This is a genomic window from Streptomyces sp. NPDC019443 (assembly GCF_044389785.1).
Lineage (GTDB): Bacteria > Actinomycetota > Actinomycetes > Streptomycetales > Streptomycetaceae > Streptomyces.
On record NZ_JBIRYJ010000008.1, the window covers coordinates 16,363 to 36,748 of the forward strand.

Sequence of the window (20,386 nt, forward strand, 5' to 3'; positions counted from 1 at the left end):
GCCGTTGCGGTGGGGCCCACCTGCCGTGCCCGCGCCAGTGTCCATAACACGACCCAGTGCCAGGCCCGATTGGCAAGGAGACCAACCTCAGTGTCCGTCTTCAACAAGCTCATGCGTGCAGGCGAAGGCAAGATCCTGCGCAAACTGCACCGCATCGCGGACCAGGTCAACTCCATCGAAGAGGACTTCGTCAACCTCTCCGACGCCGAGTTGCGGGCGCTCACAGACGAATACAAGGAGCGCTACGCCGACGGCGAAAGTCTGGACGACCTGCTCCCCGAGGCGTTCGCGACCGTCCGCGAGGCCGCCAAGCGCGTCCTCGGACAGCGTCACTACGACGTACAGATGATGGGTGGCGCCGCGCTGCACCTCGGACACGTCGCCGAGATGAAGACCGGTGAGGGCAAGACCCTCGTCGGCACGCTGCCCGCGTACCTCAACGCCCTCTCGGGCAAGGGTGTCCACCTGATCACGGTCAATGATTATCTGGCCGAGCGTGACTCCGAGATGATGGGCCGCGTCCACAAGTTCCTGGGCCTGAGCGTCGGCTGCATCCTCGCCAACATGACTCCGGCGCAGCGTCGCGAACAGTACAGCTGCGACATTACGTACGGCACGAACAACGAGTTCGGCTTCGACTACCTGCGCGACAACATGGCTTGGTCCAAGGACGAGCTCGTCCAGCGCGGCCACAACTACGCCATCGTCGACGAGGTGGACTCGATCCTCGTCGACGAGGCCCGTACGCCGCTGATCATCTCCGGCCCCGCCGACCAGGCCACCAAGTGGTACGGCGACTTCGCCAAGCTGGTCACGCGCCTGGCCAAGGGCGAGGCGGGCAACACGCTCAAGGGCATCGAGGAGACCGGCGACTACGAGGTCGACGAGAAGAAGCGGACCGTCGCCATCCATGAGCCGGGTGTCGCGAAGGTCGAGGACTGGCTGGGCATCGACAACCTCTACGAGTCGGTGAACACCCCGCTCGTCGGGTACCTGAACAACGCGATCAAGGCCAAGGAACTCTTCAAGAAGGACAAGGACTACGTCGTCATCGACGGCGAAGTCATGATCGTCGACGAGCACACCGGCCGCATCCTCGCCGGCCGCCGCTACAACGAGGGCATGCACCAGGCGATCGAGGCGAAGGAAGGGGTGGACATCAAGGACGAGAACCAGACCCTCGCCACGATCACCCTGCAGAACTTCTTCCGCCTCTACGGCAAGCTCTCCGGCATGACCGGTACGGCGATGACCGAGGCCGCCGAGTTCCACCAGATCTACAAGCTGGGCGTCGTGCCGATCCCGACGAACAAGCCGATGGTCCGCAAGGACCAGTCCGACCTGATCTACCGGACCGAGGTCGCCAAGTTCGCGGCCGTCGTCGACGACATCGTCGAGAAGCACGAGAAGGGCCAGCCGATCCTGGTCGGCACCACCTCGGTCGAGAAGTCCGAGTACCTCTCGCAGCAGCTCAACAAGCGAGGCGTCCAGCACGAGGTCCTCAACGCCAAGCAGCACGACCGGGAGGCGACGATCGTCGCCCAGGCCGGCCGCAAGGGCGCGGTCACGGTCGCGACGAACATGGCCGGACGTGGTACGGACATCAAGCTCGGCGGCAACCCCGACGACCTCGCCGAGGCGGAGCTGCGCCAGCGCGGCCTGGACCCGGTCGAGCATGTCGAGGAGTGGGCCGCGGCCCTGCCCGCCGCGCTGGACCGCGCCGAGGACGCCGTCAGGGCCGAGCACGACGAGGTGACCGACCTCGGCGGGCTCTATGTGCTGGGCACCGAGCGGCACGAGTCGCGGCGTATCGACAACCAGCTGCGCGGTCGCTCCGGCCGTCAGGGCGACCCGGGCGAGTCCCGCTTCTACCTCTCCCTGGGTGACGACCTGATGCGGCTGTTCAAGGCGCAGATGGTCGAGCGCGTGATGTCGATGGCCAACGTCCCCGACGACGTGCCGATCGAGAACAAGATGGTCACGCGCGCGATCGCGTCGGCCCAGTCGCAGGTCGAGCAGCAGAACTTCGAGACGCGTAAGAACGTCCTGAAGTACGACGAGGTCCTCAACCGGCAGCGCGAGGTCATCTACGCCGAGCGCCGCCGCGTCCTGGAGGGCGAGGACCTGCACGAGCAGGTGCGCCACTTCATGGACGACACCATCGACGCGTACATCCAGGCGGAGACCGTCGAGGGCTTCGCGGAGGAGTGGGACCTGGACCGGCTGTGGGGCGCGTTCAAGCAGCTCTACCCGGTGAAGGCCACCGTCGAGGAGCTGGAGGAGGCGGCCGGCGACCGGGCCGGGATCACCGCCGAATTCATCGCCGAGTCCATCAAGGACGACATCCACGAGCAGTACGACGAGCGCGAGAAGCAGCTCGGCTCGGACATCATGCGTGAGCTCGAGCGGCGCGTGGTGCTGTCCGTACTGGACCGCAAGTGGCGCGAGCACCTCTACGAGATGGACTACCTCCAGGAGGGCATCGGCCTGCGCGCCATGGCGCAGAAGGACCCGCTGGTGGAGTACCAGCGCGAGGGCTTCGACATGTTCACCGCCATGATGGAGGGCATCAAGGAGGAGTCCGTCGGCTATCTGTTCAACCTGGAGGTCCAGGTCGAGCAGCAGGTCGAGGAGGTCCCGGTGCAGGACGCGGCGGAGCGGACCTCGCTCGCCAAGGAGGACGCGGTTCCGGCGGGCGCGTCCCGTCCGGAGATCCGCGCGAAGGGGCTCGACGCCCCGCAGCGGCCCGACCGGCTGCACTTCTCCGCGCCCACGGTGGACGGGGAGGGCGGTGTCGTCGAGGGCGACTTCGACAGCGACGGGCAGCCTGCGCGGTCGGATTCGGACGGGCTGACGCGGGCGGAGCGGCGCAAGGCGCAGAAGGGCGGCGGGCGCCGCCGCAAGAAGTAGCGCCTGCAGGAAGTAGCGCCTGTACGAGAGTCGTAAGGCCGGGGCCGGACATCCATTGCGGTGTCCGGCCCCGGCCGTTTCTCTTTCCGTTCTCTTTGCGCTCAGGGCCCGACGGTGGCGCGGCCCAGGCCGAGGCGGCGCGCACTCCGGGTCATCGCCTGCGACATCCTCGAGGGCATCGAGTCGGGTGCGGGGACGGTGACGGGGCGCACCCGGCCGTTGTGGATGGCGGTGATCCGCCAGCCGTCGTCGGTGTTCACGACGACGATCGTCTGGCGTGAGCGGCGGCGCTTGGGGAGCTTGGAGCGCCACGGCATGAGCACGGACGCGGTGCCGTACACGATCGCGACGTCGGGCGTGATGTGGCGGATCGCCTCGATCTCGCCGACGAGGGCGGAGCCGGTGAGTACCCCGCGGAACAGCTTGTCGTGGTTGGCCCGGTGCTCGGCGAGCCCCACGGCTCGTGTGCCGTCGTACGAGACGTAGTCCGAGTCCGCGGTGAAGCAGGCGCCGAAGGCGACCGCGTCGCCGTCGGTCCAGGTCTGCATGAAGCGCTGGAAGAGGTCCTCGATGTGACCGTCGACGCGACCGCCGCTCTTGTGCTCGTGGGTACCCATGGCTTTGCCCTCCTGGTGCTATCCTTACGATCGACGAAACTTACGATATCAGAAAGATTCGAATGTCGAAAGAAGCTTTTGTGGAGAGCGTCGCTCAGCAGCTCCGGTTGCTGCAGCAGAGCTTTGACGCGTTCGACGAGGCGGCCGCCGCGCGGCTCGGGGTGAACCGCACCGACCTGCGCTGTCTCGACCTGGTGCTTGGCAAGGGGCCCCTGTCGGCCGGTGGGCTGAGCACCGCGCTGAAGCTCAGTCCGGCAGCGACGACGACGGTCATCGACCGCCTGGAGCGGGCCGGCCTGGTCGCCCGTACGCGCGACGCGGCCAACCGGCGGCGGGTACTGGTCACGGCCACGGAGGCCGCGGGTGCGGCCGAGGCGGAGGTCTATCTGCCGGTGGGTGCCGCGGGGGCTGAGGCGTTGAGGCGCTACGACGAGGAGCAGCTCGCCACGATCCTGGACTTCCTGCAGGTGGCGCGGCAGGTGCAGGAAATCCAGGCGGCGCGGCTGGCCGCGGAGTGAGTGCGGCGCTTGTTGGGGGCGGCGGGATGTGGGCCGCGGCCGTCGGCCGGACTGGGCTGCCTGGCCGCGGCTGTCGGTCGTCAGCCGGCCGCGTGTGTGCTCACGCGTTCGCCGCCCAGCTCGACCGCGGCGCAGCGCCAGCGCTGGTCCGCGCCCTGTTCGAGACGGAAGGCCATCGCGCTGACCCGGTCGCCCGAGCCGATTCTGGCGAAGGCCTCGATCACGCCGGGGCCCGGGTGGTACTCGCCGCAGTGGCGGACGACCGGCGTCACCCGCTCCGCCGGCCGCAGCGGGGCTCCCGGGGCGAGCCGCACCAGCTGTTCGTACGCCTCCCCGATCGTGTGTCCGAGCATCCAGTGCACCGGGCGCTGGCCGCTGAGCACCGCGAGCAGGCGGTCGGCGAACCAGTAGTGCGGCCTGTGCTGCCGCCGTGCGCGTGCCATCGCCGCTGCCGCCATCACGGCGGGGCGGCGCTGGTCGCGCCGCCCTGCGGGCCGGGTCCTGTCCATGCAGATCGCCCCCGTTGAGCCGGGCCCGGCTGATACCGGGCGGTAACTTCAGTGGTGATCTTCTACGGCTCGGGCTGCGCCGTCCGCAACGCGTGCTGTCCGACGAGGAGGCGGCGCCATAGATCACCTATCAGGGTGACGAGAGGCGGCCTGGGGCCGTCGCCGGGCGGGGCGGGGCCTTTGTCCGCTGACGGTGCGCGAGGCCGGGAGCGGCACTCCGAAGGGGGACCTCGCACGTATCCTGAGGGCGTCTCCGACTACGAAAGTGGCCAGCCATGCGCGTCTACGTTCCCCTGACCCTCTCCGGTCTCGCAGAGGCGCACAAGGCGGGCGAACTGGGGCCCGGCCCGCTGACCGCCTATGCCGTCACTCCCGGGCTGCGCGAGTGGTACGTCTCCGACGACATCGAGGAGCTCGAGTACGCCGCGCTGAACCGCGCCGCGGCCGCGTCACTGCGGCTGCTCGCCGGTGACCCTGACGCGGCCCGGCGCCGGGTGGTCGTCGCCATCGACGTACCGGACCAGGACGCAGTCGCCGACCCCGACCGGGTGCTCGTCGCGAGCGCGCTGGGTGAGGTGCGGGTCGGATCCGCGGTGACGCTGGCCAAGGCGGCGGCGGTCCATGTCGATGGCGACGACGCGGTCGGCGACGTGTCCGCGGCGGCGGACGCGCTGGGGGCGGCGGACCAGGGCGACGACGACGCGCAGTTCACGGTGGACGGGGCGGAGGACCACGAGCTGCTCTGGTACGGGGTGCAGGAGATCCCGAACCTCATCAGCTGAGGCAGGCGCCCGGTCCGCCCGAAGGGCCCGGCTTCCGGTCCGGGTCGTGCGTTGTCAGACCCGGCCGGTACCGTTTTCGCATGGGGAAGCACAACACGCATCTGGTCTGGGACTGGAACGGCACACTGCTCGACGACATCAAGGCGGTCATCGGGGCGACGAACGCCGCCTTCGCGGAGATAGGCCTGGAGCCGATCACGCTCGAGCGCTATCGCGAGCTGTACTGCGTGCCGATTCCCCGGTTCTACGAGCGGCTGATGGGCCGGCTGCCGTCGGACGCGGAGTGGGAGGTCATGGACGAGGCCTTCCACCGGCACTACAGCGAGCACCGGATCGGCTGCGGGCTGACCGAGGGCGTCGAGGAGCTTCTCCGGGAGTGGCAGCTGGCGGGGCGCAGCCAGTCGCTGCTCAGCATGTACGGGCACGAGCAGCTGGTCCCGGTCGTACGGGGGTACGGCATCGAGAGTCACTTCATCCGCGTGGACGGGCGGACCGGGCCGTCCGGCGGTGGCAAGGCGCTCCACATGGAGCGCCACCTCCGGGCGCTGGATGGGGCCGTCCAGCCGGGCCGCACGGTGGTGATCGGCGACGCGGTCGACGACGCGGTGGCGGCGGCGCACGTGGGCGCGCTGGCGGTGCTGTACACGGGAGGCTCGCACAGCAGGTCCAGCCTGGAGGCGGTGGGCGTGCCGGTGGTGGACACGCTTGCCGAGGCGGTGGAGGAGGCCTTGCGCCTGGCGGCGTGAGGCCTGCACGCACGAGTCCGTGGGCGGGGCAGCCCCGACCGCCCCGCTTTCAGACGCGCGCCGCGGTCCGCCTCGCCGCTGGATGAGCCCGCCCAGCACCAGGCCAGGCGCCGGCCGGCCCCGACCGCCCCGCCGCCCTCAGACGCGCCGCGGTCCGAGCGCTCCGCTACGCCACCGGTGCCTTCGCTCGTAGCACCTTCAGGAACTCCCGCATCCAGGCCGAGTGGTCCGGCCAGGCACGGGAGGAGACCAGGGTGCCGTCGACCACCGCCTCCACGTCCTGGAAGCTGGCTCCCGCTGCCTGCATGTCGAGTTCCAGGGCTGGGTATGCGGTGACCCGGCGGCCCTCCAGGCTGCCGATCGCCGCCGTCAGCAGCGGGCCGTGGCAGATCTGGGCCACCGGTTTGTCCGCGTCGAAGAAGGACTTCAGAATCTTGCGGAGCTCAGGGTCGTTGCGCAGGTACTCCGGGGCGCGGCCGCCCGGGATCACCAGCGCTGTGTACTGTCCGGGGTCGACCTCCGAGAAGGCGAGGTCCGCGGGCCAGGTGTAGCCCGGCTTCTCGGTGTACGTGTCGAAGCCCGGCTCGAAGTCGTGCACGACGAACTGCAGCTGCTTGCGGGCGGGGGCCGCGATGTCGACCTCGTACCCCTCCTCCCGCAGCCGTTGGTACGGGTAGAGGACTTCGAGGGACTCGGCTGCGTCGCCGGTGACGATCAGGATCTTCGTTGTCATGGCTGCTCCCGGTGTCGGGCTGTCGACGGTTCCCTGCCGTGGGTGCAGGGCGGCTGCCCCTCGCGGTGGTTGCCGTGTCGTCACCGCCAACCTGCACCGCGGCGGGCTGTTTGCCAAGAGTGGGCCTGTGTCGCTGTCCAGAGTGTCAAACTTCCGGCCCCGCTTTTGTACACATACGGCTCATGACGGGTCGGGGGGGCGGGGCGATAGCCTTGACCCGTGATCAGCGCTATATGCCGTGGGGGCAGCGAAGCCCCCGGCCTGCGCCCGGAGCGCCACAGCGCCCGGGCGATCGTTGATCTTCTCGTTCCGGCCCGGCTGCCAAAATTGGCCAATAACGGCTCGGACATCTCTCATCGCGGCATAGCGTCGACTCCGACCGGATACCCCGCGTCGTGGCGTTGCGTCGCTTCTTTCACCTACGTCACGCAACGGCGCGCGACAGGAGCCAGAGGACATGCAGACCAAGCTGGACGAAGCCAAGGCCGAGCTGCTCACACGGGCCGCCCGGGTAGCTGAGAACAGCCCGGTCGGGGGGCACCTTCCGACTGGGGCCGAGCAAGGGAAGCGTCCGGACCAGGACACCCTGCTCTCGTACCTCCAGCGCTACTACCTGCACACCGCTCCCGAGGACCTCGCTGACCGCGACCCGGTCGACATCTTTGGCGCAGCACTTTCCCACTACCGGCTCGCCGAAAACCGCCCGCAGGGGACGGCCAATGTGCGGGTCCACACCCCGACCATCGAGGAGAACGGCTGGACGTGCAGCCACTCCGTGGTCGAGGTCGTCACCGACGACATGCCCTTCCTCGTCGACTCGGTCACCAATGAGCTCTCCCGGCAGGGCCGCGGCATCCATGTAGTGATCCACCCGCAGGTCATCGTCCGCCGGGATGTCACGGGCAAGCTCATCGAGGTGCTGCCCGGCGAGACGAATAGCAAGGCCAAGGCCGAGGGCAGGGCGCTGCCGCACGACGCGCTCGTCGAGTCCTGGATCCACGTCGAGTTCGACCGCGAGACCGACCGGGCCGATCTGAAGCAGATCACCTCCGACCTGCTGCGCGTCCTGTCGGACGTGCGCGAGGCCGTCGAGGACTGGGAGAAGATGCGCGACGCCGCGCTGCGCATCGGCGAAGAGCTGCCGAGCGAGCCGACCGCCGACGATCTGCGCGACCAGGAGCTCGAGGAGGCGCGCGAGCTGCTGCGCTGGCTCGCCGACGACCACTTCACCTTCCTCGGATACCGGGAGTACGAGCTCACCGAGAACGACTCGCTGGCCGCCGTGCCCGGCACCGGCCTCGGCATTCTGCGCTCCGACCCCCACCACAGCGCCGACGAGACCCACCCGGTCAGCCCGTCCTTCAGCCGGCTGCCTGCCGACGCCCGCAAGAAGGCCCGCGAGCACAAGCTGCTCGTACTGACCAAGGCCAACAGCCGCTCGACCGTGCACCGGCCCAGCTACCTCGACTATGTGGGCGTCAAGAAGTTCAACGCCAAGGGCGAGGTCGTCGGCGAGCGCCGATTCCTCGGCCTGTTCTCCTCGGCCGCGTACACCGAGTCCGTCCGCCGTGTCCCGGTCATCCGCCGCAAGGTCGCCGAGGTCCTGGAGGGCGCCGGCTTCTCGCCCCACAGCCACGACGGCCGCGACCTGCTGCAGATCCTGGAGACCTACCCGCGCGACGAGCTCTTCCAGACGCCCGTCGACCAGCTGCGCTCCATCGTCACCAGCGTGCTCTACCTCCAAGAGCGCCGACGGCTGCGGCTCTACCTGCGCCAGGACGAGTACGGCCGCTACTACTCGGCGCTCGTCTACCTGCCTCGCGACCGCTACACCACCGGCGTCCGGCTGCGGATCATCGACATCCTCAAGGAGGAACTGGGCGGCACCAGCGTCGACTTCACCGCCTGGAACACCGAGTCGATCCTTTCCCGGCTGCACTTCGTGGTCCGCGTCCCGGCCGGCACCGAGTTGCCCGACCTCACCGACGCCGACAAGGAGCGCATCGAGGCCCGGCTGGTGGAGGCAGCCCGTTCCTGGGCCGACGGATTCGCCGAGGCGCTGAACGCCGAGGTCGGCGAGGAGCGCGCGGCCGAACTGCTGCGCCGTTACGCCAACGCCTTCCCCGAGGGCTACAAGGCCGACCACTCGCCGCGCGCCGCCGTCGCAGACCTGGTCCACCTCGAGCAACTGACCCAGTCCGGCAAGGAATTCTCGCTCTCCCTGTACGAGCCGGTCGGCGCGGGCCCCGGCGAGCGCCGCTTCAAGATCTACCGCATCGGCGAGCAGGTCTCGCTCTCCGCCGTGCTGCCGGTGCTGCAGCGGCTGGGCTGCGAGGTCGTCGACGAGCGTCCGCACGAGCTGCGCTGCTCGGACCGTACGAGCGCGTGGATCTACGACTTCGGGCTGCGTATGCCGAAGGCCACGGGCAACGGCGACTACCTCGCCGACGACGCCCGCGAGCGTTTCCAGGACGCGTTCGCCGCCGTCTGGACCGGCGACGCGGAGAACGACGGCTTCAACTCGCTCGTGCTGGGCGCCGGTTTGAACTGGCGGGAGGCGATGGTGCTGCGCGCGTACGCCAAGTACCTGCGCCAGGCCGGTTCGACCTTCAGCCAGGACTACATGGAGGACACCCTCCGTACCAACGTCCACACCACCCGGCTGCTGATCTCCCTCTTCGAGGCGAGGATGTCGCCGGACCGTCAGCGCGCGGGCACCGAGCTGACCGACGGTCTGCTCGAGGAGCTCGACGGGGCACTCGACCAGGTCGTGAGCCTGGACGAGGACCGGATCCTGCGCTCCTTCCTCACTGTCATCAAGGCGACGCTGCGCACCAATTTCTTCCAGGAGGCGGGGGGCTTCAGGCAGCACGGCTATGTGTCGATGAAGTTCGACCCGCAGGCCATCCCGGATCTGCCGGCGCCCCGCCCGGCGTACGAGATCTGGGTCTACTCCCCGCGCGTCGAGGGTGTGCACCTGCGCTTCGGCAAGGTCGCGCGCGGCGGGCTGCGCTGGTCCGACCGCCGTGAGGACTTCCGTACGGAAATCCTCGGCCTGGTCAAGGCGCAGATGGTCAAGAACACCGTGATCGTGCCGGTCGGCGCGAAGGGCGGCTTCGTCGCCAAGCAGCTCCCGGACCCGTCGGTGGACCGGGACGCCTGGCTGGCCGAGGGCATCGCCTGCTACAAGATCTTCATCTCCGCGCTGCTCGACATCACCGACAACCTGGTGGCGGGCGAGGTCGTGCCGCCGGCCGATGTCGTACGCCACGACGGGGACGACGCCTACCTCGTCGTCGCCGCCGACAAGGGCACCGCGACGTTCTCCGACATCGCCAACGAGGTCGCGCTCTCGTACAACTTCTGGCTCGGTGACGCCTTCGCCTCGGGCGGCTCCGCCGGATACGACCACAAGGGCATGGGCATCACCGCCCGCGGCGCGTGGGAGTCCGTCGAGCGGCACTTCCGCGGGCTCGGCCACGACACCCAGACCCAGGACTTCACGGTCGTCGGAGTCGGCGACATGTCCGGCGACGTGTTCGGCAACGGCATGCTGCTCAGCGAGCACATCCGGCTGGTCGCGGCCTTCGACCACCGGCACATCTTCATCGACCCGAACCCGGACGCGGCCCTCTCGTACGCCGAGCGCCGCCGGCTCTTCGAGCTGCCCCGCTCCTCCTGGGCCGACTACAACAAGCAGCTGCTGTCGCAGGGCGGCGGCATCCACCCCCGCAGCGCCAAGTCGATCCCGGTCAACGCGCAGATGCGCGAGGCGCTCGGCATCAAGGCGGGCATCGCCAAGATGACGCCCGCCGAGCTGATGAAGGCGATCCTCAAGGCCCCGGTGGACCTGCTGTGGAACGGCGGCATCGGTACGTACGTCAAGGCCTCCACCGAGTCCAACGCGGACGTCGGCGACAAGGCCAACGACGCGATCCGCGTCAACGGCGAGGACCTGGGGGTCAAGGTCGTCGGCGAGGGCGGCAACCTGGGTCTGACCCAGCTGGGCCGGATCGAGTTCGACCGCCACGGCGGCAAGATCAACACCGACGCCATCGACAACAGCGCGGGCGTGGACACCTCCGACCACGAGGTGAACATCAAGATCCTGCTCAACGGCCTGGTGTCGGACGGTGATCTGACCGTCAAGCAGCGCAACAAGGTGCTCGCCGAGATGACCGACGAGGTCGGCAAGCTGGTGCTGCGCAACAACTACGCGCAGAACGTCGCCCTGGCCAACGCCGTCGTCCAGGCGCCGAGTCTGCTCCACGCCCACCAGCGCTTCATTCGGCGGCTGGAGCGGGACGGGGCGCTGGACCGGGCCCTGGAGTTCCTGCCGACCGACCGGCAGATCCGGGAACTGCTCAACGCGGGCAAGGGACTCAGCCAGCCCGAGCTGGCCGTGCTGCTCGCCTACACCAAGATCACGGTGGCGGACGAGCTGATCAAGACGCCCCTGCCGGACGACCCGTATCTGCGCCGGCTGCTGCACGCGTACTTCCCGAGGCCGCTGCGCGAGAGGTTCCCCGAGGCGATCGACGGGCATGCGCTGCGCCGTGAGATCGTCACGACGGTGCTGGTCAACGACACGGTGAACACCGGTGGTTCGACCTTCCTGCACCGGCTGCGGGAGGAGACGGGCGCGTCGGTCGAGGAGATCGTGCGGGCGCAGACCGCGGCCCGGGAGATCTTCGGTCTCAGCGCGGTGTGGGACGCCGTCGAGGCCCTCGACAACAAGGTCGCGGCCGACGTCCAGACCCGTGTCCGGCTGCACTCGCGCCGCCTCGTCGAACGCGGTACGCGATGGCTGCTGGGCAACCGGCCGCAGCCGCTGGAGCTCGCCGAGACCATCGACTTCTTCGCCGAGCGCGTGGAGCAGGTCTGGGGCGAGCTGCCGAAGATGCTGCGCGGCGCCGACCTGGAGTGGTACGAGCGCATCCTGCAGGAGCTCACCGATGCGGGCGTGCCCGAGGAACTCGCGCTGCGGGTTGCCGGGTTCTCTTCCGCCTTCCCGACGCTCGACATCGTCGCGATCGCGGACCGTACGAAGAAGGAGCCGATGGCGGTCGCCGAGGTGTACTACGACCTCGCCGACCGGCTGCAGATCACTCAGCTGATGGACCGGATCATCGAGCTGCCGCGGGCCGACCGCTGGCAGTCGATGGCCCGCGCCTCCATCCGCGAGGACCTGTACGCAGCGCACGCCATGCTCACCGCGGATGTGCTCTCCGTCGGCAACGGCGCCTCGACGCCGGAGGAGCGGTTCAAGGCGTGGGAGCAGAAGAACTCGGCGATCCTGGGCCGGGCGCGCTCGACACTGGAGGAGATCCAGAGCTCGGACACGTTCGACCTGGCGAACCTGTCCGTGGCGATGCGGACGATGCGGCAGCTGCTGCGGATGCACAGCTGACGCGGTGACCGGCGAAGGCTGACCGGGGCCGCCGCCGGTGGCCGGTTTGTCCTCAATCGCCGGACGGGCTTGATTTCAAGCCCGTCCGGCGATTGAGCGTTCTGCTCAGTCGGCCCGGGTGGTGGCCGCCCACAGCCGATGGCAGGAGAGCAGCGCCGCGGCGAGCAGCAGCCCGTTCCGTACGACCATGAGCAGCAGGCCGAGTGGAGAGCCGGCCAGCACGTCGTCGTACAGCAGGGGGTAGGCGAGCGCGCTCAGCGCGGCAGCGGGCAGCATCAGGAGCGCGACCGGGCGCTGGGTGGTGTGCCGGGAGGTGAGGCAGACCGCGGCCAGACCGAGCAGCCAGATCAGATACTGCGGGCTGATGACGCGGCTGGTGACGGTGAAGAGCAGTACGGCTGTGAACGCGGCGTCGAAGGGCGTGGCCTGCGTCCAGCGCATTGCCCTTACCCGCCACAGCAGCAGCCAGCACACCGCGGCGGCGGTCAGCAGCAGGGAGATCCGCGCCACGCTCGGCACATAGGGGCCGACGAACTCGAAGGCCCCGTACTGGTATCTGACCGAGCCCGACCAGCCCGCCTTCTGCGCCAGCTGGAGCGCGGTCCCGCCGAGCGACTCGATCTGCACACCCCGCGCGCCCTGCTGGCGCAGAAAGTCCAGGCTGTGTGTGAAGGCGAGGGACAGCACGGCGAGCAGTGCGGCGGCGGAGGCGGTCGCGGAGAGCCAGGCGGCGCGTGTCGTAGGTCCCCGGGGCGTGCCCAGCACGGTGAGCAGCGGCCACACCTTGATCATCGCGCCGAGCCCGGCGAGCGCACCGCCGATCAGGGGCCGGTTCCGCATGGCAAGCAGCGCGAGCACGGCGACGGCGGTGACCTGGACGTCGTAGCGCGCGTAGGGGAGGTGCAGCAGCAGTGGCAGTCCGCACACCCACAGCCAGGCGCCGCGCACACCGGCCCGGGCGAGGGAGAGAGTGATGACGGCGTCGGCGGCGAGGGTGAGCGCGACGAAGGCCTGGAAGTACGTCAGCCAGGGCAGCGCGCCGGGGGAGAGGAAGACGAGCGCGGCGCCGGGCGGGTACTGCCAGGTGACGTCGTTCAGGGGGAAGGCGCCCTGGGCGAGCTGTTCGTACCAGCGCCGGTAGAGGGTGTGCACCTCACCGGCGACGCCGGTGTCGCCAACGCGGTCGACGACAAGCAGGGCGAACATGCCGACGCGGGTGGCAGCCCAGACGGCGGCGAGGGCGGCGGCTTGCCGGGGGTGGGGGCGGGTGCCGCCGCGGCGTGCGGTGCAGGCGTCTGAGATCCCCGGCGCCGGGGGGAGGCCGAAGGCGTGCGGGGGCGGGCCGATCCGATGGGTCGTCATCGGCCGGTACTTTAGCCCGCTTTAAAGCTATTTCAACAGATTTCCTGGCACTTCCTGTCGCTTCTCGCCGCTCCCTGCCGCGTCTCGCTGCCCCCTGCTACTTCTTGCCGCCGGTGAACTCTTCGTACGCGGCGACGACTTCTTTCGCCGGGCCGTCCATCCGCAGCGTCCCCGCCTCCAGCCAGATGGCGCGGTCGCAGGTCTCGGTGATCGTGCCGTTGCTGTGGCTGACCAGGAAGACGGTGCCCGCCTCCCCGCGCAGCTCGTCGATCCGCTCCTGGCTGCGCCGCCGGAAGCGGGCGTCGCCGGTGGACAGCGCCTCGTCGATCAGCAGGACATCATGGCTCTTGGCGGCGGCGATGGAGAACCGCAGCCGGGCGCCCATGCCGGAGGAGTACGTACGCATCGGCAGCGAGATGAAGTCGCCCTTGTCGTTGATCCCCGAGAAGTCGACGATGTCGTCGTAGCGGGCGTGGATCTGCTCGCGCGTCATGCCCATCGCGAGGCCGCCGAGGATGACATTGCGCTCGCCGGTCAGGTCGGCCATCAGTGCGGCGTTCACGCCGAGCAGGGAGGGCTGGCCCTGGGTGAAGACCTTGCCCTCCGAGGGCGGCAGCAGACCCGCGATCGCCTTGAGCAGAGTCGACTTTCCCGAGCCGTTGGAGCCGATCAGGCCGATGGCCTCGCCCTTGTACGCGGCGAAGCTGACGCCCTTGACGGCGTGCACCTCGCGCCCGCCGGGGGTGGACTTGCGAGAGATGATCCGGCTGAGGGCGGTGGTGGCGCTGCCCCGGCCGGTGCGGGCGCCGTTCACTTTGTACGTGACGTGGACGCCGTCGACGACGACGGTGGGGACGCGTGTGGTGGTGCGGGAGTCAGCCACGGCCGTACTCCTCCTCTGCCTTCCAGAAGTACACGAATCCGCCGGCCCCGAAGAGCACCGCCCAGCACAGGGCGAGAGCCCATACGTGCGGGGGGAGGTGGGCGGCGGTGAAGCTGTCGATGAGGGCGAAGCGCACCAGGTCGATGTAGACGGCGGCCGGGTTGCACTCCAGCGCGAGCATCACGAGGTGGGGCAGCTTGTTGTGGCTGAGCACCTTGTCGATGGACCACATCACGCCGGAGACGTACATCCAGGTGCGCAGGACGAACGGCATCAGCTGGGCGATGTCCGGGGTCCGGCTGGCCAGCTGCGCCATGATCATCGAGAGGCCGGTGTTGAAGCCGGCCTGCAGGAGCAGTGCGGGGATCGCGAGCAGCCAGCTGACGTGCGGGTACTCCCCGACGGCGATCAGGATCCCGACCAGCGCGGCGAGCGAGAAGAGCAGTTGCTGGAGCTGCTGGAGCGCGATGGCGATGGGGAGGCTGGCGCGGGGGAAGTGCAGAGCCCGTACGAGGCCGATGTTGCCGGAGATCGCGCGGGTGCCGGCCATGATCGAACTGGAGGTGAAGGTCCAGATGAAGACGCCGGTCACGAGGAACGGGACGAAGTCGGCAACGCCGTTCTTGGTGTCGAGCAGCACGCCGAAGATGAAGTAGTAGACCGTCGCGTTGAGCAGGGGGGTCATGACCTGCCAGACCTGGCCGAGCCTGGCCTGGCTGTACTGGGCGGTCAGCCGGGCGGTGGCGAAGGCGACGATGAAGTGGCGGCGGGACCAGAGCCGGCGGACGTAGGCGGGGAGGGTGGGGCGGGCGCCGCTGACGGTGAGGCCGTGGCGGACCGCGAGCGCGGTGAGGTCCGTCTCGGGTTTGTGCAGTTCCGGCTGTGGCCGGGCGATGGTCTGGCTGCTCACGGTGCTCGCTTTCCACAGGTCGGGGGCGGCGGCAGCGACGGGACGGACCCGTTTCGTCGCTACGGGGAGAGTAGGACGGAGTTACGTCGCGACGCAACCGTCTCGTCGTCCCGCTATGCTCTGCGCATGACCACGGATCCTGGAACCCCACGTCGTGCGCCGGCGGGAGCCGCAGTGCTCCGGGAAGACGTGACCGAAGCCATTCGCGCCGCCGTCTTCGAGGAGCTGGCGTCGGTGGGCTTCGCGCGGATGTCCATCGAGGGGATCGCTCGGCGGGCGGGCGTCGGCAAGACGGCGGTCTACCGGCGGTGGAAGTCGAAGCTGTCGCTGGTGCTGGACCTGGTCTCGGCGTTCGCGGCGCAGGGGTTGCCGGCGCCGGCGACGGGTTCGCTGTACGGGGACGTACGGGCGCTCCTGGAGGTGGCGTCGCACGCCCTGCGCCACCCGGTGGCCTCGCAGGTCATCCCTGACCTGCTGGTGGAGGCGGCCCGCCACCCGGAAATCTCGGACGCGATCAAGGCGGCGCTGCTGGACAGCCAGCAGGGGGTGGCGGCAGTGGTGGTACGGGACGCGGTGGCGCGCGGCGAACTGCCAGAGTCGACGGACCCGGACCGGGCGCTGGACGTGATTGTGGGGCCGCTGTACTGGCGGCTGGTGGTGGTGCGGGCGGGGTTGCCGAAGGGGTACTTGGACGAGCTGGCGCGGTCGGCGGTGGCGGCGCTTCGGGCGTGACGGGGCGTTTTCCCCTACCCCGCCGCCCCTTTACCCCGCCCCTTCCTGAACGGGGGCGAGACCCCCGGGCCCCCGCCGCGCGCGGCGGGGGCCGGACAGCGGAGGCCTTCGGCCCCGCGGGACGGGGGTGAATACGGCGTGGGGCAGCTTCACGTCGTATTCACTGGCGGCGCCGGGCCCGTGGGCACCCGCCGACAACCCGCGGCGGCTTCGGTCCCGCTGGGTGCGGCAGCTTTGCTCCGCGGGACGGGTCGTCGGCGTCGCGGACCGGGACGGGCCGTCGGCGTCGCGGACAGGGGCAGCGGGTCGTCGGCGTCGCGGTCAGGGGCGGGCCCCTGACCTCCGGCCTCCGGCCGCAGTCCCACCCGCGTGGCGGCGGCCCTGCCAGACGCCGACCGCCCCGGCCACCGACCCGGTGCGCACCAACCCCGCGCCGCCGGGCCTCGGGCCCGGGAGCGCCGCGAACCCCGCCCCGCGCAACCGCGGCCCCCGGTCAGGCTTCGGCCAGGGGTGCCGTCGTCAGTGGTGCCGGGGCTACTTGACCGCTCCCGCCATCACTCCCGTCACGAACTGCCGCTGGAACGCGAAGAACACCGCCAGCGGGATGATCATCGAAACGAACGCTCCCGGCGCCAGCACGTCGATGTTGTTGCCGAACTGCCTCACCTGCCGCTGCAGCGCCACCGTGATCGGTGCGCTCTCCGAGTCCGCGAAGATCAGCGCGACCAGCATGTCGTTCCACACCCACAGGAACTGGAAGATGCCGAGCGACGCGATCGCCGGGCCGCCCAGTGGCATCACCACGCGGGTGAAGAGCCGGATCTCGCCCGCCCCGTCCAGCCGCGCCGCCTCCAGCAGTTCCCTCGGGATCTCCGCGAAGAAGTTCCGCAGCAGGAAGATCGCGAACGGGAGCCCGAACGCCACATGGAAGACGATCACGCCGACCGTCGTCTCGAAGATGCCGATCTGGCCGAACAGCCTGGAAACCGGCACCAGCGCGACCTGGACCGGGACCACCAGGAGGGCGACCACCGCGATGAACCACCAGTCGCGGCCCGGGAAGTCCATCCAGGCGAAGGCGTAACCGGCCAGCGAGCCGATCACCACCACCAGGAGCGTCGCCGGGACGGTGATCAGCACGCTGGACAGCAGTGAGTCGGTGATCGCCTCGTTGTCCAGCAGACGCGAGTAGTTGTCGAAGGTGACCTGCGCGGGCGTCGTGAAAACCTTCCACCAGCCGCTCTCGCCGATGTCCGCCGGCCCCCGCAGCGAGGACAGCAGCAGCCCGATCGTCGGCATCAGCCAGAACAGGCCCACCAGGACCAGGAAGACGCGCATCACGCCGCCGCCCGTGCGCGCCGCGATTCGTGCGGGGAGGGACTGCTTCGCCTTCACCACACCCTCGGTCGTGGTCATCGGCGGGCCTCCCTTCGCATGCGCCGGATGTTGAACAGCATCACCGGGATCACCAGCAGCAACAGCAGGACGGCGATCGCGCTGCCGAGCCCCAGGTGCGAGTCCGTGCCGAACGACGACCGGTACAGCTGGAGCGCAAGCACGTTCGCGTCGTCCTGGGCCGAGCCCGGCGCGATGATGAAGACCAGGTCGAAGATCTTCAGCACATTGATCATCAGGGTGACCAGCACCACCGCGAGTACGGGCGCCAGCAGCGGGACCGTCACCCTGCGGAGGACCTGCCACTCGTTCGCGCCGTCCACCCGCGCCGCTTCCAGCAGTTCACGCGGCACGCTCGCCAGGCCCGCCGCGATCAGCACCATTGCGAAGCCCGCCCACATCCACACGTAACTGCCGATGATCGCCGGAGTGACGAGCGAGGGGCCGAGCCAGTTGACGCCGTTGTACGGCTCCCTGAAGTTGTCGGCGGGCAGCCGCAGTTGAGCCCCCTCCGCGGACGCCGGCAGTGTGAACGTACCGTCCGCGCCTGCCCGCACGGACGCGACGACCTTGCCGTCCCTGACCGCCTCCACCTCGATGCCCTTGAGGCCGAGCTCCCGCGCGTCGATGGCGTTCGGCTTGCCGCCGCCGCCCTTGGTGAAGTCCAGCCACGCCGTCCCGCGGATCTTCCCGTCGTCCGGCTGTGCCGCCTTCGCGGGCTTCGCGTCGGACGGCATCTTCGCCGGCGCGACGCCGACCAGCGGCAGCAGCGCCTCCTTGCCCGCAGTCACCGGCTCCTTCGTGACGAAAGAGCCGCCGCCGCCCGCCTTCAGCGGATGCACCGGCAGCGGATGCGCCTTGGGGAAACCGGCCGACTCGGCGAACGTGTCGTGCACGCCCACCCAGACCGCGTTGGCGACCCCCCGGTCCGGATCCTGCTCGTACACCAGCCGGAAGATGATGCCCGCGGCGAGCATCGAGATCGCCATCGGCATAAAGACGATGAGCTTGAAGGCCGTGCCCCAGCGGACCCGCTCGGTGAGCACGGCGAAGATCAGACCGAGTGCCGTCGAGACGGTCGGCGCAACCACCACCCAGATCGCGTTGTTCTTGACCGCGGTCAGGATGGAGTCCTCGGTGAAGATCTCCTTGTAGTTGTCCAGCCCGGCGAAACCGCTGCCGGCCTGGTCGAAGAAGGACCGGTAGACCGAGTACCCGATCGGGTAGACCACGAGCGCACCCAGCAGCACCAGCGCGGGCAGCAGAAAGCCGGCCGCGACGATTTTACGTGTGCCTGTCACGCTCTTGCGCTTGCCGGCGGGGGGCTGCGGGCTCGCCGAGCCCCCCGCGGTCGCCGCGGCTGTCACCCGCGTCAGCTCTTGTACGCCTTGGCCGCGTCCGACTCCAGCTTCTGCTGGGCCCCCGCGACGTCCTTCGGGTTCTTCAGGAAGTCCTGCAGCGCCTTCCACTCACCCTTGCCGGGCGTGCCACCGAACGACTGCGGCATCTGGTCCGACATGTCGAAGCGGAAGTCGTCGCCCGCCTCTATCAGCGCCTTCGCGATGTCGCGCTGCACATCATTGGGGTACGCGGCGAGGTCCAGGGCCTTGTTCGGGGAGATGAACCCGCCCGACGAGGCCGAGATCTTTGCCGCGTCCGGAGAGGCGAGGAAGGTCAGCAGCGCCTGCGCGCCCTTGGAGTCCTTCAGCGCCACGGCAGCGTCTCCGCCCGTCACTACCGGAGGCTCAGCGCCGACCGCCGGGAACGGGAACACCTTCGCGTCCGTACCGATCTTGGCTTCGGTCTGGGCGATGTTGACGGTCACGAAGTCGCCCTCGAAGACCATCGCGCCCTTGGGCTGGTCGCCCCCGCTGAAGGTCTGGGTGACCGATGCCGGGAACTCCGTCTGCAGCGCGCCGTCCGCGCCGCCCGCGATCAGGGCGGGCTTGCCGAAGAGCTCGCCGAGCGTCGTCAGCGCGGTCTTCACGGAAGGGTCGGTCCACTTGATCTTGTGCTGGGCGAGCTGGTCGTACTTCTCCGGGCCCGCCTGGGAGAGATAGACGTTCTCGAACCAGTCGGTGAGCGTCCAGCCGTCCGCGCCGGCCACCGAGACGGGGGTGACGCCCGAGGCGGAGATCGTCTCGGCCGTCGACAGGAAGTCCTTCCAGGTCTTCGGCTCCTGCGCGCCCGCGTTCTCGAAGGCGGCGCTGTTGTACCAGACCAGGGACTTGTTGGCGGCCTTGTAGTACACGCCGAACTGCGTGCCGTCCACGGCGCCGAGATCCTGCCAGCCCTTGGAGTAGTTCTTCGCCAGCTGCGCCTTGGCCTCCGCGCCAACGGGCTTGGCCCATTTACGCTGTACGGCCTGCTGGATCGCGCCCACCTGGGGGAGCATCGCAACATCGGGCGGACTGCCGCCCGCGATCTTCGTACCGAGGAAGTTGACGATCGGGTCCTGCGCGGGGACGAATGTGACCGTGGCCCCGGTCCGCTTCTCGAACTCCTTGAGGACCTTGGTGAAGTTCTCCTGCTCGGGGCCGCTCCAGACAGCGGCAACTTCTATCTTCTCGCCGTTCAGCTTGGGCAGTTGGACGGTTGCCGAGGACTCCTTGCCCTTGCTCTCGCCCGGTTTCGCCGTGTCGTCCTTGTTGTCGCCGCAGCCGGTGATGGCGAGGGCGCCGATGGCGGTGAACACCACTGCGGCCCTGCCCGTAGTCGTACGAAGAGTTGTGCGCATCACTGCCCCGTCTCTTCCGTGCGCTGTCCCGTGCGCTGTCCCGTGACCGACAGGTGTACGCCCGGTATCCGAGGGCCGCAATACCGCACCAGGCGTCATCAAGGCTTTTGTGATGGCCTTGTGACGTGATGTCAGGTCAAAG

15 protein-coding genes are annotated in these 20,386 nt (G+C 69.3%); 6 read left to right on the top strand and 9 right to left on the bottom strand.

Annotation, left to right across the window (positions count from 1 at the left end; all coding sequences use genetic code 11):
* The first annotated feature begins 90 nt into the window (after nt 1-90).
* Nucleotides 91-2,910: a preprotein translocase subunit SecA gene (secA, locus tag ACH492_RS24205; protein WP_398989774.1), complete on the top strand. Its 2,820-nt coding sequence runs from the start codon at nt 91-93 to the stop codon at nt 2,908-2,910.
* A gap of 101 nt (nt 2,911-3,011) precedes the next feature.
* On the opposite strand, the gene ACH492_RS24210 is transcribed toward secA, so the two are convergent.
* A complete protein-coding gene (locus tag ACH492_RS24210; protein ID WP_398989775.1) occupies nt 3,012-3,527 on the bottom strand; it encodes an SgcJ/EcaC family oxidoreductase in 516 nt (171 codons plus the stop codon).
* Nucleotides 3,528-3,589: 62 nt separating this feature from the next.
* Between ACH492_RS24210 and ACH492_RS24215 the strand changes: the two genes are divergently transcribed.
* Complete coding sequence (locus ACH492_RS24215; protein ID WP_398989776.1) at nt 3,590-4,045, top strand: MarR family winged helix-turn-helix transcriptional regulator; 456 nt, start codon at nt 3,590-3,592, stop codon at nt 4,043-4,045.
* An 80-nt stretch (nt 4,046-4,125) separates the two neighbouring features.
* Here ACH492_RS24215 and ACH492_RS24220 read toward each other — a convergent pair whose 3' ends face one another.
* Nucleotides 4,126-4,554 carry an Rv3235 family protein gene (locus ACH492_RS24220; protein WP_398989777.1) on the bottom strand — a complete coding sequence of 143 codons (429 nt, stop codon included), beginning with the start codon at nt 4,552-4,554 and terminating at the stop codon, nt 4,126-4,128.
* Between the two features lie 275 nt (nt 4,555-4,829).
* On the opposite strand from ACH492_RS24220, the gene ACH492_RS24225 reads away from it, so the two are divergent.
* Together ACH492_RS24225 and ACH492_RS24230 are read left to right on the top strand one after the other, a co-directional pair.
* Nucleotides 4,830-5,336 carry a DUF6912 family protein gene (locus ACH492_RS24225; protein WP_398989778.1) on the top strand — a complete coding sequence of 169 codons (507 nt, stop codon included), beginning with the start codon at nt 4,830-4,832 and terminating at the stop codon, nt 5,334-5,336.
* 80 nt (nt 5,337-5,416) lie between these two features.
* Nucleotides 5,417-6,082 carry an HAD family hydrolase gene (locus ACH492_RS24230; protein WP_398989779.1) on the top strand — a complete coding sequence of 222 codons (666 nt, stop codon included), beginning with the start codon at nt 5,417-5,419 and terminating at the stop codon, nt 6,080-6,082.
* A 166-nt stretch (nt 6,083-6,248) separates the two neighbouring features.
* Here ACH492_RS24230 and ACH492_RS24235 read toward each other — a convergent pair whose 3' ends face one another.
* Entirely contained in the window at nt 6,249-6,815 is a 567-nt protein-coding gene (locus ACH492_RS24235) for a DJ-1/PfpI family protein (protein ID WP_398989780.1), read from the bottom strand.
* A gap of 457 nt (nt 6,816-7,272) precedes the next feature.
* On the opposite strand from ACH492_RS24235, the gene ACH492_RS24240 reads away from it, so the two are divergent.
* Nucleotides 7,273-12,225 carry an NAD-glutamate dehydrogenase gene (locus tag ACH492_RS24240; RefSeq protein WP_398989781.1) on the top strand — a complete coding sequence of 1,651 codons (4,953 nt, stop codon included), beginning with the start codon at nt 7,273-7,275 and terminating at the stop codon, nt 12,223-12,225.
* 105 nt (nt 12,226-12,330) lie between these two features.
* On the opposite strand, the gene ACH492_RS24245 is transcribed toward ACH492_RS24240, so the two are convergent.
* From ACH492_RS24245 to ACH492_RS24255, 3 genes are all read right to left on the bottom strand, one after another.
* On the bottom strand, nt 12,331-13,587 hold the full coding sequence (locus tag ACH492_RS24245; RefSeq protein ID WP_398989782.1) for a glycosyltransferase 87 family protein: 1,257 nt from the start codon (nt 13,585-13,587) through the stop codon (nt 12,331-12,333).
* A 97-nt stretch (nt 13,588-13,684) separates the two neighbouring features.
* Nucleotides 13,685-14,470, bottom strand: a complete 786-nt coding sequence (locus tag ACH492_RS24250) for an ABC transporter ATP-binding protein (protein ID WP_398989783.1) — start codon at nt 14,468-14,470, stop codon at nt 13,685-13,687.
* Nucleotides 14,463-15,380, bottom strand: a complete 918-nt coding sequence (locus ACH492_RS24255) for an ABC transporter permease (protein WP_398989784.1) — start codon at nt 15,378-15,380, stop codon at nt 14,463-14,465. The genes ACH492_RS24250 and ACH492_RS24255 overlap by 8 nt, the downstream gene beginning before the upstream one ends.
* Nucleotides 15,381-15,506: 126 nt before the next feature.
* On the opposite strand from ACH492_RS24255, the gene ACH492_RS24260 reads away from it, so the two are divergent.
* Nucleotides 15,507-16,112: a TetR/AcrR family transcriptional regulator gene (locus ACH492_RS24260; protein ID WP_398989785.1), complete on the top strand. Its 606-nt coding sequence runs from the start codon at nt 15,507-15,509 to the stop codon at nt 16,110-16,112.
* Nucleotides 16,113-16,646: 534 nt separating this feature from the next.
* On the opposite strand, the gene ACH492_RS24265 is transcribed toward ACH492_RS24260, so the two are convergent.
* From ACH492_RS24265 to ACH492_RS24275, 3 genes are read right to left on the bottom strand one after another with little or no spacing between them, the layout of a single operon-like run.
* A complete protein-coding gene (locus ACH492_RS24265) occupies nt 16,647-17,528 on the bottom strand; it encodes a carbohydrate ABC transporter permease (protein ID WP_398989786.1) in 882 nt (293 codons plus the stop codon).
* Entirely contained in the window at nt 17,525-18,874 is a 1,350-nt protein-coding gene (locus tag ACH492_RS24270; RefSeq protein ID WP_398989787.1) for a carbohydrate ABC transporter permease, read from the bottom strand. The genes ACH492_RS24265 and ACH492_RS24270 overlap by 4 nt, the downstream gene beginning before the upstream one ends.
* 5 nt (nt 18,875-18,879) lie before the next feature.
* Nucleotides 18,880-20,244, bottom strand: coding sequence for an ABC transporter substrate-binding protein (locus tag ACH492_RS24275; protein WP_398989788.1), 1,365 nt, complete (start codon nt 20,242-20,244; stop codon nt 18,880-18,882).
* Nucleotides 20,245-20,386: the final 142 nt, after the last annotated feature.

Excerpts from the sequence above, each read along its gene's own strand:
- ACH492_RS24235 (WP_398989780.1), bottom strand. The coding sequence starts at position 6,815 with ATGACAACGAAGATCCTGATCGTCACCGGCGACGCAGCCGAGTCCCTC.
- ACH492_RS24260 (WP_398989785.1), top strand. The coding sequence starts at position 15,507 with ATGACCACGGATCCTGGAACCCCACGTCGTGCGCCGGCGGGAGCCGCA.
- ACH492_RS24225 (WP_398989778.1), top strand. The coding sequence starts at position 4,830 with ATGCGCGTCTACGTTCCCCTGACCCTCTCCGGTCTCGCAGAGGCGCAC.
- ACH492_RS24265 (WP_398989786.1), bottom strand. The coding sequence starts at position 17,528 with ATGACCACGACCGAGGGTGTGGTGAAGGCGAAGCAGTCCCTCCCCGCA.
- ACH492_RS24215 (WP_398989776.1), top strand. The coding sequence starts at position 3,590 with ATGTCGAAAGAAGCTTTTGTGGAGAGCGTCGCTCAGCAGCTCCGGTTG.
- ACH492_RS24210 (WP_398989775.1), bottom strand. The coding sequence starts at position 3,527 with ATGGGTACCCACGAGCACAAGAGCGGCGGTCGCGTCGACGGTCACATC.
- ACH492_RS24275 (WP_398989788.1), bottom strand. The coding sequence starts at position 20,244 with ATGCGCACAACTCTTCGTACGACTACGGGCAGGGCCGCAGTGGTGTTC.
- ACH492_RS24220 (WP_398989777.1), bottom strand. The coding sequence starts at position 4,554 with ATGGACAGGACCCGGCCCGCAGGGCGGCGCGACCAGCGCCGCCCCGCC.
- ACH492_RS24240 (WP_398989781.1), top strand. The coding sequence starts at position 7,273 with ATGCAGACCAAGCTGGACGAAGCCAAGGCCGAGCTGCTCACACGGGCC.
- ACH492_RS24245 (WP_398989782.1), bottom strand. The coding sequence starts at position 13,587 with ATGACGACCCATCGGATCGGCCCGCCCCCGCACGCCTTCGGCCTCCCC.
- ACH492_RS24230 (WP_398989779.1), top strand. The coding sequence starts at position 5,417 with ATGGGGAAGCACAACACGCATCTGGTCTGGGACTGGAACGGCACACTG.